Origin of the sequence: Arthrobacter sp. 'calajunan', from assembly GCF_046940185.1 — a bacterium.
In the GTDB taxonomy this organism is placed as follows: domain Bacteria; phylum Actinomycetota; class Actinomycetes; order Actinomycetales; family Micrococcaceae; genus Glutamicibacter; species Glutamicibacter soli.
Genome location: NZ_JBKZDY010000001.1, coordinates 228464 through 241691, shown reverse-complemented (window position 1 = coordinate 241691; position 13228 = coordinate 228464). Strand labels below are relative to the sequence as shown.

Annotated in this window: 15 protein-coding genes; 1 reads left to right on the top strand and 14 read right to left on the bottom strand. The window is 66.7% G+C overall.

Annotated elements, in window-relative coordinates; all coding sequences use genetic code 11:
* Positions 1–3 precede the first annotated feature (3 nt).
* Positions 4–765, bottom strand: a complete 762-nt coding sequence (locus tag RF641_RS01160) for a hypothetical protein (RefSeq protein ID WP_424572226.1) — start codon at positions 763–765, stop codon at positions 4–6.
* A 54-nt stretch (positions 766–819) separates the two neighbouring features.
* The gene (locus tag RF641_RS01155) at positions 820–1743 is read right to left on the bottom strand and encodes a PRC and DUF2382 domain-containing protein (RefSeq protein ID WP_424572225.1); all 924 of its coding nucleotides are present in this window, start codon (positions 1741–1743) and stop codon (positions 820–822) included.
* Positions 1744–2274: 531 nt separating this feature from the next.
* Between RF641_RS01155 and RF641_RS01150 the strand changes: the two genes are divergently transcribed.
* Positions 2275–2523 carry a hypothetical protein gene (locus RF641_RS01150; protein WP_424572224.1) on the top strand — a complete coding sequence of 83 codons (249 nt, stop codon included), beginning with the start codon at positions 2275–2277 and terminating at the stop codon, positions 2521–2523.
* Between the two features lie 477 nt (positions 2524–3000).
* Here the strand turns inward: RF641_RS01150 and csrA are convergent, their stop codons facing one another.
* The 12 genes from csrA to RF641_RS01090 form a co-directional block, all read right to left on the bottom strand.
* Positions 3001–3261, bottom strand: coding sequence for a carbon storage regulator CsrA (gene csrA, locus RF641_RS01145; protein WP_047118843.1), 261 nt, complete (start codon positions 3259–3261; stop codon positions 3001–3003).
* A gap of 48 nt (positions 3262–3309) precedes the next feature.
* The gene (locus tag RF641_RS01140; RefSeq protein WP_424572223.1) at positions 3310–4281 is read right to left on the bottom strand and encodes a hypothetical protein; all 972 of its coding nucleotides are present in this window, start codon (positions 4279–4281) and stop codon (positions 3310–3312) included.
* Positions 4265–6316, bottom strand: a complete 2052-nt coding sequence (locus RF641_RS01135) for a flagellar biosynthesis protein FlhA (RefSeq protein ID WP_424572222.1) — start codon at positions 6314–6316, stop codon at positions 4265–4267. The genes RF641_RS01140 and RF641_RS01135 overlap by 17 nt, the downstream gene beginning before the upstream one ends.
* Before the next feature lie 15 nt (positions 6317–6331).
* Complete coding sequence (locus RF641_RS01130) at positions 6332–7423, bottom strand: EscU/YscU/HrcU family type III secretion system export apparatus switch protein (protein WP_424572221.1); 1092 nt, start codon at positions 7421–7423, stop codon at positions 6332–6334.
* Positions 7420–8184 carry a flagellar biosynthetic protein FliR gene (fliR, locus tag RF641_RS01125; RefSeq protein WP_053797854.1) on the bottom strand — a complete coding sequence of 255 codons (765 nt, stop codon included), beginning with the start codon at positions 8182–8184 and terminating at the stop codon, positions 7420–7422. The genes RF641_RS01130 and fliR overlap by 4 nt, the downstream gene beginning before the upstream one ends.
* Entirely contained in the window at positions 8184–8459 is a 276-nt protein-coding gene (locus tag RF641_RS01120) for a flagellar biosynthetic protein FliQ (protein WP_424572220.1), read from the bottom strand. The genes fliR and RF641_RS01120 overlap by 1 nt, the downstream gene beginning before the upstream one ends.
* Before the next feature lie 3 nt (positions 8460–8462).
* A complete protein-coding gene (gene fliP / locus RF641_RS01115; RefSeq protein WP_424572219.1) occupies positions 8463–9263 on the bottom strand; it encodes a flagellar type III secretion system pore protein FliP in 801 nt (266 codons plus the stop codon).
* A gap of 29 nt (positions 9264–9292) precedes the next feature.
* Positions 9293–9811 (bottom strand): FliO/MopB family protein, encoded by a 519-nt coding sequence (locus RF641_RS01110; RefSeq protein ID WP_424572218.1) that lies wholly within the window; start codon positions 9809–9811, stop codon positions 9293–9295.
* A 2-nt stretch (positions 9812–9813) separates the two neighbouring features.
* Positions 9814–10560, bottom strand: coding sequence for a flagellar motor switch protein FliN (gene fliN, locus RF641_RS01105; RefSeq protein ID WP_424572217.1), 747 nt, complete (start codon positions 10558–10560; stop codon positions 9814–9816).
* A gap of 2 nt (positions 10561–10562) precedes the next feature.
* Positions 10563–11480: a flagellar motor switch protein FliM gene (locus RF641_RS01100; RefSeq protein ID WP_424572216.1), complete on the bottom strand. Its 918-nt coding sequence runs from the start codon at positions 11478–11480 to the stop codon at positions 10563–10565.
* A gap of 97 nt (positions 11481–11577) precedes the next feature.
* Entirely contained in the window at positions 11578–12417 is an 840-nt protein-coding gene (locus RF641_RS01095; RefSeq protein ID WP_047118833.1) for an OmpA/MotB family protein, read from the bottom strand.
* Entirely contained in the window at positions 12414–13226 is an 813-nt protein-coding gene (locus RF641_RS01090; protein ID WP_047118832.1) for a motility protein A, read from the bottom strand. Before RF641_RS01090 ends, RF641_RS01095 begins: the two co-directional genes overlap by 4 nt.
* Positions 13227–13228 lie beyond the last annotated feature (2 nt).

The following is a 13228-nucleotide window of genomic DNA, read 5'->3' as shown; positions in this document are numbered from 1 at the left end:
GGCCTAGCTGACCTGGCTCCCCGCCTTGTCGACCCGGCGGTGGAAGCGCATGCCTGCCAGCCCTCCGAGCACGGCTCCCAGCAGCGCCACCGCGGCGACGACCACCAGGGCGATGATTCCCGCCGCACTGAGCGTTCCCTCGTTCACCGGAATCCTCGGGAAGCTGTTGACCTGCGCCAGCACGTTGTACTGGCTGCCGCCGATCCAGCCCAGCAGGGCGACAACAGCGGAAATCACCAGAGCCCACAGCCAGACCGCCACACCCTGCCGGGCTCCGTGGAAGCGGGCCATCCGCCCCGCCACGTAGCCGCCGCAGTAGTAGGAGACCAGGACGATGGCGGCCAGCACGATGATTCCGAGCATTCCCACGGTCTGCGGGTCCTGGTTCAGGCTCTGGGCCACCTCATCCGGGTTGGTTCCGGTGCTGACCCCGACGGCCGTCCCGGCCGCGGCCACCAAGGCGGTGAGCACCACGCCCATGCCGGTGGCGCTCAGCCAGCCGAAGAAGGCCGAGCCGATCTTCATCCCGCCGTACAGGTGCTTTTCCCTTTCCACCGCCGCATTCCGGTCTCGCGGCGGATCCTGCGCCCCGGGCCGGTCAGAGCGAGGCGTCGCGTCCGGCTCGTACCGTTCGCTGCCCGCGAGATTCCGACCTTCGGCCGCGTCCCGGTCCCGGGGCCGCATCCTGTCGTCGTCCATCGGCATGCGGTGCGCTGGTTCCGACGCGCCTTCGCCGCGCGGATCGTTTTCTGCACTGGTGCTCATGATTCCTCCTAGCTGACTTGGCCTGGGCCGTCGCCCTGCGACAGGCGGCCCGGGCTAGATCCCGTCATCCCGGGACCGGTCGCGGTTCGCCGGATCCACACGTCCGGAATCCCCCTCGGTTTCCACTTCTTCCTTGCGCAACCGCTCGGTCACCTGCTCATCCTCGGTGACCGTCTCGGTGCCCAAACTGACTTTCTCCACCGGAACGGCTTCCTTTTCCACGAACGGGCGTTCGGCATGCAGGGTGACTTCTTCTTCCTGCTCGCCAAGCTCGGTCTCGCCGGCCACGCCTGCGGCGCCGTCTCCGGCCAGCGGCTCACGTTCCACCCGGACTTCCTCGTGGCTGACCGGAACCGTGGTCGTGACGTCCTCGGTGACCACGTACTTGCGCAACCTGACTCGCCCGGTCTCCACCGACTCGGTCCCGACACGCAGCTGTTCCTCGGAGCGGGTCATGGACTGGTCCGCGCCATGGCCCGCCACTGGCTCGTCCTGTCCGCGAACCGGGTCCATCTCGTCTTGGACGCCCGCGCTCTCGCCTGGTGCCAGGGTGCCGACACCGCCGCCCAATGGATCGTCGGCGGTGCGGTCCATGCCGGACTCGCGATCCATTCCCGTGCCGCGGTCTGCTTCGATTCCCTCAGGCCCCGTGGCATCGTAGGCGCGGTTGTAATAGCGGTAGAGTTCCTGTTCGTCTGCCGGGCTCAAATGCCCGTCCTGGTCGTCTATGCGCGGTGCGCCCTTGACCGTCTGCTTGTCGAATGGCACGGTCACGGTGTCGCCGTCCACGCTGGCCTCATCCAGCGGGACGAAGCTCTCGGAAAGTCCGAACAACCCCGTGCGCACGGTGACCCACTGCGGTTCTCCGGTCTGGTCATCCAAAAAGACCTGGCCGAACTTGCCGATCTTCTCCCCGTCGGCTCCTACGACTGTTCCGTCGTGGTGTAGCAATTCGTCAATCTGGTGCTTGTCAATCATGATTTCGTTCCTCCCGTTGCGGTATTCGGTAGTTCGATATTCCGGAAAGCGTTGGCTTCACGGATGATCCTGCGCCCATGCCGGGCGTGACGTCGTACCATCGATCCATCCGGCGCCGCGGATTGCGCGGCAGCCGGAGCGTGGATATTTCGTACCCAAGGCAGCGTTGATGCCCTTGGGCCACCTTTTTCCCTTCAGCAGGAAGCACCGGCAGGTACGACTATTGCACCCTGCGTTCTGGCCGGGTCCGCTGTCTTGCAGCCGCATGGACGATGCCTTGGCAACGACTGTGAACTTGTAAATCTTCTGCCATCGCCACCGGTTCGGTGCCATATTTTGCCGTTTGTTCTCGGCCGTTTGTTTCAGGCATCGCGGCGGGCGAATCGGGCCGTCCCGGCAGCCAGAAGCGCCCCAGGCGACAATTATCTAAAGCGCGGTCCTGAACCGTAGGACCCGGCCGCACCAGTGGCCATGAAGGTGGCGGCGTTCTTCGGAAGATTCTAGTTCAGCGGTTTTCACGCCCTGCAAAATGTGGACAACAAGGTCGTGGCCCTGTCCGTGGAAGATTTCTGTAACATCTCGGTGAGCATGGACTGTTCCGAGGTTGCGCGGTCGGTTGACGCGCCAGGACTGGAAAAGCCGTTCTTCACCATCTCCTCGACCATGGCACCGTCGGAATCCACCTGTTGCGACTACGCGGCACGCACCAGGCTGCTGAGCTACGTGCTGGTTTCCGCAGAGCATCTTCATCCCTTGAAGGAGAACTGCCGATGCCCCTGAACGAAACCGATCCCGTCCGCGTCCTCGTTGCCGAGGATAACAACTCGATCCGTGCCGGGTTGCGCACGGTCCTGTGCACGGACAATACAGTGCAGATCGTCACGGGTTGGAAAACGGCTACCGCTGTATCGGGCATGCCCAGCGTCTGGAACCGGATGTCATGCAGCTGGACCTCCGCATGCCCCAGTTTGACGGGCCCTCGGTGCTTGAGAAGCGGCAAACCCAAGACAGCGCACCCAAGGGAACGCAGCCACGGTCCTGATCCTGACGGCCTTCGGCGAGGAAGACTACATCGACCGAGCCTTGCCCGCTGCATTTGTCGCAACCTTGACCGGACGCGAACTTGAGGTGCTGGTCCGGCACGGTTCGGGCAATTCGAACGTCGAAATCGCGGCACCCAGGGTTATCCTGGAGGCCACGGCGACGGGCTATGTCATCGCCACTGCGAAGGTGTCGCATGCGCGGCCTTTGCCGGCGCTAGTCAGTCTCGCCGGCGGGCGGCCGGGAAGCCGGGGCGGCGAGCAGGTTGGCAAGCCGGGCGGCTGCGGCATGATCGCTGGCCGAGGCCTTCTGGTTCTCCTCGATCACTGCGGCCAGGACTTCGGCACGATGGATTTTCACACCCTTGGGCGCGTCAATTCCTACCTTGATCGAATCGCCTTTCGACTCAAGGATCGTCACTACGATGCCCTCGCCGATCAGGACCTGTTCTCCGACTTTCCGAGTGAGTACCAGCACCTGACTATCATATCCGTCCGAAAGAGTTCGGGTGTCACCACGAAGCCCTCAGTCGGGCAGCCTGAGCACCGGGTACCCCAGCGATTCGACGGTTTCAGGAGTGGAAGTTTGGTCCGAATACAACGCGATAATGCACGCTACCGCGTGATGTTCGGCCACCTGCCCCACCCAGATGGCGGTGTCCTCGGCCTTAAGGCGTGCATCGACCACCAGCACCAGTTGATCCGCGCCCACACTGCGAATCTTCTCCTGCTCGGCTTGGCTACCTGCCGCCGCGAGCTGCATGGCAAGCAGCACACACGTTTCCTCGGCCACCGCCGCGGCCCGGGCCTCCAGCGCCGCTCGTCGGCCGGCAACTATCCGCACCTGACGGCCCTGGCCGATTCCGGGCGCCGCAGGGGCGCCGGAAGCCATCGGCTCGGTTTGGGCGATCAGGTTGCTCCCGTCGTCCAGAAGCATGGACGCGGTGAGAGCGTCGGCGTCCTTGCCGATCAGCAGCACCAGATCCCCCGGCTGTCCCCGGAAGACCTGCTGATTCGTCGTGGTCGTCGCAGCGTTGCGTTGCGGCTGCCGGGCAGGGGCAGCAGGTTCCGGGTTCGCCGCCCGCCGGCCCGCCGCCGGATAGAGGGAAAAACTCTGGGCATCGAGCACCGCGTCGAAATCCGCGGCCTTCGCGGGTTCGGATCCTTGACCGGCAAGCTGCAATTCGGCAGCCTCGACGCGTTCAAGCAGCTGGCCCACCACGGTCTGGGCAGCGGCCGGCGCCTGACGGGCAGGAGCCGGCTCCGCGGGCTTCCGCGGACCGCGGCGCACCGGGACCAGCCGATGGCGACGCACCGGTGCCGGGATGGGTTCCTCACGGACCTGGATCACCGCTTCGTAGTGGAATTCGCGCAGCAGGCCACCTGCGCGCGGGGTTGTGATTTTTTCCGCCGAGACCAGATAGGCCTGCGGACCGAAGTCCGCAATGGCCTTGTCCTGGAGCTCCTGCAGGCTGCGGCCCTTAAGCAGATATTGCATCGGCACCGCGCACCACCCCTACCGTCTCGATCTGGGCCCCGCCGGCGGTGGCCTCCTGGTAGGAGAGCACCGCGTCCAACCCAGAGGCCGGGCCGATCAGCCGACGCACCGCGGGCCGCAGCGCCGGCGCGCACACCAGCACGGCTGACACACCGCGGTTCTGCAGGTCGGCTGCGATCTTCTTGACCGAGTCCAGCACCGCTTCCAGCCTCCGCGCATCGAACATGATCTGGCTTCCGGCGTCCCCCGGGCGCAGGGCTTCCAGCATTCCCTGCTCCACCACCGGGTCGATCATGACAACCCGCAGCGTGGAGCCCTGCAGGTATTTCGCGGCAATCGCCGGTCCCAGCGCCTCGCGGGCCGCCTCGATCAGGTTTTCCGGCGCGGTGCCGGTTTTCGCCTGCAGCGACAGGGCTTCGAAGATGCGCGCCAGGTCGTTGATGGCCACGGCTTCGCCCAGCAGTCCCTGCAGCACCTGCTGCACCTCGGCCAGGGAGAGCAACGAGGGCACTAGCTCTTCGACTGCGGAAGGGCTTTGCTCGCGCAGCGCGTCGGTCATGACACGCACGTCCTCGCGGGTGAGCAGGCGCGGGGCCTGTTCCTGCACGATGGATGACAGGTGCGTGATGATCACCGAGATCCGGTCGATCGTCGTAGCTCCGGCCATGTCCGCGGTATGCCTTAATTCGGCGGGCACCCATTTGCCGGCCAGCCCGAACACGGGCTCATGGACCAGCTGTCCGGGCAGCGAATCCAGCTGGTCGCCCAGGGCCAGCACCTTGCCGCGCGGAGCGGTGCCGCGTCCGGCTTCCACCCCGGCGATCAGGATCGCGTAGGTGGCCGGGGGCAGCTCCACGTTGTCGCGGGTGCGCACCGGGGGCAGCACGATGCCCAGGTCCATGGCGATGCGCCGGCGCAGGGCGCGCACCCGGGCCAACAGGTCGTCTCCGCCGCCGTTGACCACGTCCACCAGGTCTGCTGCCAGCTGCACCTCGATGGCATGGACCTTCATGCGTTCAAGCAGTTCGGTCGGGGTCTCCGGGGTGGCGCCCTGCGGTTCTGCCGCCGCCTGCGCGGCGGCCTGCGCCTCTTTCTCGTCCCGGGCCTTGATCCGGCCGGCGAACCAGAGCAGCAGCCCTCCGATGAACACAAAAGGCAGCTTGGGCATGCCCGGCACCAGCGCCAGCGCCACGGCGCAGCCCGCGGCAATGAGCAGCGCCGCCCGCGACTGCCCCAGCTGCGCCGACGCGGTGGCACCCATGTCGTCGGCCGAGTTGGAGCGGGTGACGATCATTCCGGTGGACACCGCCATGAGCAGGGCCGGAATCTGGGTGGCGAGGCCGTCGCCGATGGTCAGCAGCGCATAGGTGTTCAACGCGTCGGCGATCTCCATGCCGCGCGAAAGCATGCCGATGCCGATGCCGCCAAGCAGGTTGATGATGATGATCACCAGCCCGGCGATCGCATCGCCCTTGACGAACTTGCTCGCGCCGTCCATCGCCCCGTAGAAGTCGGCTTCCGCGGCGACTTCCGCGCGGCGCTCCCGCGCTTGGCTGTCGGTGATCAGCCCGGCGTTCAGGTCCGCGTCGATGGCCATCTGCTTGCCCGGCATGGCGTCCAGCGTGAACCGCGCGCCCACCTCGGCCACGCGTTCGGCGCCCTTGGTGACCACCACGAACTGGATCACCACCAGAATCAGGAAGATGACGAACCCGATGACCAGCGATCCGCCGATGGTGATGTGCCCGAAGGCCTCGATCACCTCACCGGCATAGCCCTGGCTGAGCACCAGCCGGGTGGAGGCCACGTTCAGCCCCAGGCGCAGCAGCGTGGCCACGAGCAGCAACGAGGGAAACACGGAGAAGTCCAGCGGGCGCTTGGCGAACATGGTCAGCAGCAGGACCACCAGGGACAGCAGAATGCTGGTGGCAAAGAGGATATCGAGCAGCGCCGCGGGGATGGGCACCACGAGCAGCAGCACGATGCCCACCACGCCCACCGGCACGGCGATCTTGGACAATTGCGAGTAGTTCATCGAGGTCTTCCTGTGCTAGCTGCCGGATCCGGCGGCGGGTGCGGTATGAATGCCTGTGGAGGCGCCACGGGATTTGAGTTTCATGACGAAGGCCAGCACCCTGGCCACGTCTGTGTAGCTGTCAGCGGGGATCTCCTCGCCGACGTCGCACTGCGCGTGCAGGCCGCGCGCCAGTGGAATGTCCCGGATCATCGGAACCCGGTGCTCGGCGGCCACTTCGCGCAGTCGGGCGGCGATGTCCCCTGCCCCCTTGGCCACCACGGTGGGCGCCGAAATGCCTGGCTGATAACGCAAGGCGACCGCCACGTGGGTCGGGTTCACGATCACCACGTCGGCATCTGCCACGGCGGCGATCATCGCATTGCGGCTGAGCGCCAGCTGCCGGGCCCGGCGCTGGGACTTCACCAGCGGGTCCCCTTCGCTGCGCTTGTGCTCGTCGGTCAGTTCCTTGCGGGTCATCCGCGTGTGCTTGCGGTTGCGCCGCATGACCACCAGCACGTCCGCGGCGGCCAGCACCAGCCCGGCGGCCACCGAAGCCTGGATCAACCAGCCGGCCCCCTGTCCTCCGGTGCTCAGCAGGGAGGACAACGGCAGCGCCCCGGACTGCAGCAGCATCGGCATCAGGGACTGCACCACCAGCCACAGCACCAGCCCGATCACCGCGACCTTCAGCAGCGCCTTGATCCCCTGCCACAGTGCCGCGAAGCCGAACACCCGGGACAGCCCGGCAACCGGATTGAGATTCGACGGATCCAACCGGAACTGGCGGAAACGAATGCCTCCCTGCAGCGCGGATACCGCGATCACAACCACCAGGCCCACGAGGAACAGCGGGCCCACTGTCGCAGCCATGGATCCCAGCGACTGGGCAAGCAGCGCCACCGCTGCCTCGGGGTCCGGGTGCGCGGCCAGCGGGCGCAGCGCGGCGAAGTGGACTGCCCCGGCTTCCCTGGCCCGTTCAAGCACTCCTGGCACCATCAGGGCCGCGGCGCCCAGTCCGAGCCAGGCGGCCAGGTCCTGCGAGCGGCTTATTTTGCCCTTGGAGTGGACTTCCTTCATCCGCTGGCTGGTCGCCTTTTCGCTGCGCTCCCCCGAGTCCTGCGTCATCGCGGCACCATCGCCGGCAGCAGTTCCAGCCCATCGCGCACCAGCGCGGAGACGATGGAGGGCAGCACCACGAACACCGTTCCGGCCAGGGCCAGGGTGATAAAGATCTTCAGCGGAAAGCCCATGGCGAACGCGTTAAGCGCCGGTGCGGCGCGGGTCAGCAGCCCCAGCCCGAAATCCGCGAGCACCAGGACCACCAGCAGCGGACCGGCGATCTGGACGGCCGCCACGAACATCTGCGGCACCGCGGCGGCCAGGGACTGCGCTGCGCCGGACAAGGCCAGCCCGGCGCCCAGCGGCACCGCGGAGAACGAGGTGAACACCCCGGCCAACACCAACTGGTAGCCGTCGGAGGCAACCAGCAGCGCGAGCGCGGCGAAATGGAAAAAGCGGGCGAATTGGGCGCCGTTGACCATGGACTGCGGGTCGAAGCCTTGGGCCATGGAGAAGCCGCCGAACAGGTCGATCAGGTTGCCCGCGGACTGCACCGCGGCGAAAACCAGCAGGATCATGAATCCCATGCAGGCCCCGGCCGCCAGCTCCAGCACCAGCAGGCCAAGGTACCCGGCGGTGTTCGGCGACACGTAGTCCGGGGCAAGTTTCGGGGTCACCGTCAGGGCCAGGGCCACGCCGAGCATGCCCTTGATGCGCAGCGGGATCGAGTTGTGGGAAAAGGGCGGGGCGAGCATCAGGAAGGCGGTGATGCGCACGGCGGCGAGCATCAGCACCTCAAGGAAGTGCAGCTGCAGAGTGAAATGCATCAGCTGCCATCCAGCAGCAGGGGCAGCGTGCCGAACAGCTCGTGGGTGAACAGCACTGCCTCGGAGATCATCCAGTGCCCGCAGACCACGAGCGCCACCGCCACTGCCACCGCCTTGGGCACGAAGGACAACGTGACTTCCTGGATCTGGGTCATCGACTGGAACAGGGAGATGGCGAAGCCGACCACCAGCGAGGTGATCAGCACCGGGGCGGCCAGCTTGGCCGCCAGCATCAGCCCGGAGAGCCCGATGTCCAGCACTGCATTGGAATCCACGGCTCACCCGCCTGCAATCTGGTAGGAACCGACCAAAGCGGTGATGATCAGCGACCACCCGTCGACCAGCACAAACAGCAGGATCTTGAACGGCAGCGAGATCATCACCGGAGGAAGCATCATCATGCCCATGGACATCAGCGCGGAGGCGACAACCAGGTCGATGACCAAAAATGGCACAAAAATCACGAAGCCGATGATGAACGCCGCGCGCAGCTCGGAAATCATGAACGCCGGGATCAGGGTGGTCAAGTCGACATCGGCGGGGCTTTCGGGGTTGGGCAGCTGGGCGGCGCGCGTCATCAGCGCGATGTCCGCTTCCCGGGTGTGGGCCAGCATGAAGTCGCGCAGCGGCCCCATGCCGATGTCCAGCGCGCCGTTCAGATCCAGCTCCCCGGACAGGTACGGCTGCACTCCCAGCTCGTTCATCTGGCCGAGGACCGGCCCCATGATGAACAACGACAAGAACAGGGACAGCCCGGCCAGCACCTGGTTGGGCGGGATGCTCGGCAGCGACAGCGCGTTGCGGGTCAGCGCCAGCACCACAAAAATCTTGGTGAATGAACTCATCATGAGCAGCAACGCCGGGGCCACCGACAGCAGCGTGATGGCGATCAGCGTGACGATCGCGGAATTCGGGGTGCCGTTCGGACCGTTGATGTCCACCGAGATGCCGCCGCCGGGCACGGCAGGCTCCGGGGTGGCGGGGGTCGCCAAAGCCGCCGGGGCGGCCAGCAGCAACCAGGCCAGATAGGCGGCGGCCAGTACGGCGGCAACCAGCAGCCGCAGCTGGTTCCTGGACACGGCAGCACCCCGGTTCGCCCGGGAGCGCCTCACCGGCGCGGTCCCCGGCGCAGCGCATGCTGGGCGTCGCGCCAGGTCTGGACGTCCAGGATGGAGCCGGAGAGCATGCCCGGGCGCGTGGAGGCCTGGGAACTGCGGCGCAGCTCGGCTTCGAACGCGTTCACTGCGCGCAGGCTCTTGCGGGTGGGCGCCGCCAGCGGGGTGTCGCGGTCCTGTTCGCCGTCCGGCAGATCGTCAACCAGCACCGGGCCGGCGGCAGGCTGCCCGGGCTGCGTGGCCGACTCGGCGACCTGCGCTGCCGCGGGGGCGTCATAACTGTCGATGACGTTGACCGCGGCTTCGCTGACGCCCAGCAGGTAGCGCCGGCCCTCGACGTCGATCAGCACCGCCGAGGATTTCGGGCCCAGCGGCTGCCGCTGCACCACCGACAACAGCGAGCTGCCCGGGGTGCCGAGGCGGGTGGAGAATTTCCTTCGCAGGTAGAGCAGCAGGCCGAAGACCGCGGCGAGCGAGAGCACTACCCTCAGGAACAGGAGAATGCCGTCCACGCTCAGGCGCCCGCCGAATCCATGTCAAGGATCTTGGTAATGCGTACGCCGTAGTCCTGGTCCATGACTACCACCTCGCCCTGGGCGATCAGCCGTCCATTGAGCAGTACGTCCGCCGGGGCCCCGGCGGAACGGTCAAGCTCGATGACGGCGCCCGGTTCCAGGTTCAGCACATCGCGCACCGACAATCTGGTGCGTCCAATCTGGACGGTCAGCGCCATCTCCACATTCGAGATGCGGCCCAGCCGGCTGGCCATGTCCTCCGGCTCCTCGGCGGATGGGGCCGGGCCGGAGACCGGTGCGGTTTCGCGAAGGCGCAGGGCGAAGAAACCGGCGTCCTCCCCGGACTGGGTGCGCAGCATGAAGCCCACCGTGTCTGCCGCGGAGAGCGTGCCCTGGGCGTTCTCGCCGGATTCCAGGCTCAGCACCCCGATGCCCAGCACGCCGGTTGCAGCTTCCAGCGCCGGGCGCAGCAGGTCCTCGGTGCCCACGCGGGCGGTGCGGCGTTCGGAGGAGCCTCCAAGCTCGCGCTCGGCCACGTGCAGCACCACGTCGGCCGACTGCTCCCCGACAAAGGTCGCGCAGAGCACTGCCCCGGCGGCCGAGGCGACCCAGTCCTGCCGCGGCCCGGTGTGCAGCACCGCGCTCAGCGAGGTGGCGGTGGGCAGCATCGCGGCCAGCGCTTGGGCGGCGGAGGTGTACAGCGCGGTGGAGTGGAGGACCGCGGAGGTCTCGTTGAAGGCTGGCATGGTTAACTTTCCTGTTTCGTGACGATGACGGCGGCTGCGCGGCCGTCGCGCGATCCCGCGGCGGCGGTACCGACGCGGTGCCCGCCGGCGAGCAAGTCAAAGGGCTGGTGCACGCGGTGGCCCAGGGGCAGCACGTCTCCCACCGCAAGCTCCAGGATCGCTTGGGGCTTCACCAGGTTAGGGACGGTGGACAGCTGCACCTGCAGCGGGACCGTCCCCAGGGACTGGGCCAGCAGCTCTTCGGAGTTCTCCGCGTCGGACCGTGGGTTGGCCTCGCCGAGCTGTTCAAGCAGCAGCTCGGCCGGCAGCGCCACCGAGGCGCTGGCGCTGTGCTCGCCCACCCTGATCCCCAGCCGGGCGACGATCATCACCTGCGACTTCGCGGCGGCTTGGGCGAACTGCGACTGGTGGGCGATGGAGGCAACGACAAGCCGTTCGGAGAGCAGCGTTCCCAGCGAATAGTGCAGGTCCTCCAGCGCCTCGCCCATCAACGAGCGGATCAGCGTCGCTTCGATGCGGGTGAAGGCCCGGTCCGGCAGGTCGCCGGGGGCATGGCTGCCGAGCATGTGGCAGACCCAGCTCAGCGCCTCGCTGGCGGGGAACTGCAGCACGCTGCGCGCCTCGGTGCTTTCGGCGGCGCAGAGCACCATGGTGGTCAGCGGCGGCAATCCAGCGACGTAGTCGTCATAGGTCTGCATCTGCACCGATTCGAAACTGACCTGCGACATCACCCGGATCTTGGCGGTCAGCTGGGTACCCCACTGACGCGCAAAGGTCTCGAAGGCAAGTTCGAGCACACGCGCGTGTTCACGGGCAAGGGTCGTGGGTCGGCGGAAGTCGTACACTTCGGCCAACGCATGCGCGGACGTGGTATCCCGCGGCACGCCGTAGCCCGGGCCTCCCAAAGGCAAAGATGTCACGGTGGCTACTCTCGGCAGCCGGACGCTGATCGTTAGCCGGTTTCGGCAGGTTGTTCGCCGCCGGCCCCCGACATGGGCTTTTCATCACCCAGGGGTGCTATCCATCGAGTTCCGGGAGTTTCTCGCGAACCGCCTCGCTCTTGTTGGACAGCACCACGATGTCCACCCGGCGGTTCAGCGACAAGTCCCCGCGGTCCTTCAGCGGCCGCGCGTCGCCGTAGCCCACCGAGGAGATCCTGCCCGGCTTGATGCCGCCGTCCTCCACTAGGACCCGCAGGACGCCGGTGGCCCGGCTCGCCGAAAGCTCCCAATTGGTCGGATACGGGTGGACCGGCTGGCGCACGTCAGCGAAGCCCTCCACGGCGATGTTCAGGTTCGCCTGCTTCAGCACCGGTCCGATGGCGTCGATGATCCGGCCCGCTTGGCGAGTCAGCTCGGCGCTGTTGGGGACGAAGAAGGTTTCGGCGCTGACCAGCCGCACCGTCAAGCCGCGCTGGTCGATGCGGTAGACCGCGGCATCGGGGTAGCCCTGCTCGACCAGGGCGTCCTGGATCTGCTCCTTGAGCTTGAGCAGCTTCCGGGTTTCCGCGCTGGCCATGGCTTCCAGCTGCTCGCTGCTCAGTTCCTCACCGGTGCCGGTGCTGAGCAGCCCCTGGGCGCCGGCCATATCGGCCGGGACCACGATGCCTTCGGCGGTATCGGCGAACTGGGTTTCCTGGACGCCGAAGCCGGTGGCCAGCGAATTGCGTAAGGCCGCGAATTTGTCCTGGTCCACCGTGGACATCGCATACAGCACGATGAAAAGGCACATCAGCACGGTAACCATGTCCATGTAGGAGGCCATCCAGCGCTCGGAGTTCTCGGAATGGCCCTGCTGCGCCGATCGCCTGCGGCGGCGCGAACGCCCCGCGGCACGCGATGATCCGGGACGGCTCATGCGGCTTCCTCGAAGTCCTGCTCAGCCAACCTGATGGAGTCCTTGGATCCCGAAGCCTTGGCCGAGTCGGCCGGGAGCATGCCTTCGAGTTTTTCACGCAGCACGAGTGCCGGGGTGCCGGACTGGATGGCCATGAGCCCCTCGACGGCGAGGTTCAGCTGCTCGGATTCAAGTTCGGCCAGCCGTCCCAGCCTCGCCCCGATGGGAAGCCAAATGAAGTTCGCCGAGACCAGTCCCCAGAGGGTCGCAACGAAAGCGGCGGCGATCATGTGCCCCAGCTCGTCGGGTTTGGACAGATTTTCCAGCACGTGGGTCAGGGACACCACGGTGCCGATGATCCCCACCGTGGGCGCGTACCCGCCCAGAGTGGCGAACCACTTGCTGGCCACGGATTTCTCGCGCTCCTGGGTGTCGATGTCGTCTTCGAGCATGTCGCGCAGGTCGTCGGCGTCGACCCCGTCGGCCATCGCCTGCAGGGCGCGGGCCACCAGCGGGTCCTTGGCCTTGGCCACCTCGGCTTCCAGGGCCAGCAACCCGTCGCGCCGCGCCACCTCGGCGAACTGGACCAGCTGCTCGACCAGATCCCGGGGGTTGCCGATTTTGCCTCGGAATGCCTGCGGCAGCGCCTTGAACGCCGCGAGCATGTCCTTGATGGTGCCGCTGGCGATGCCCACCGCGATCGTGCCGAAGAACACGATGATCATCGGTGCGGGCAACAGGATGGAGGACAGGCTGGCGCCCTCCATGAACAGCATGGTGAACATGGCGCCAAAGGCGAGCAGCAAGCCGATAATTGTTGCCGGATCCATGG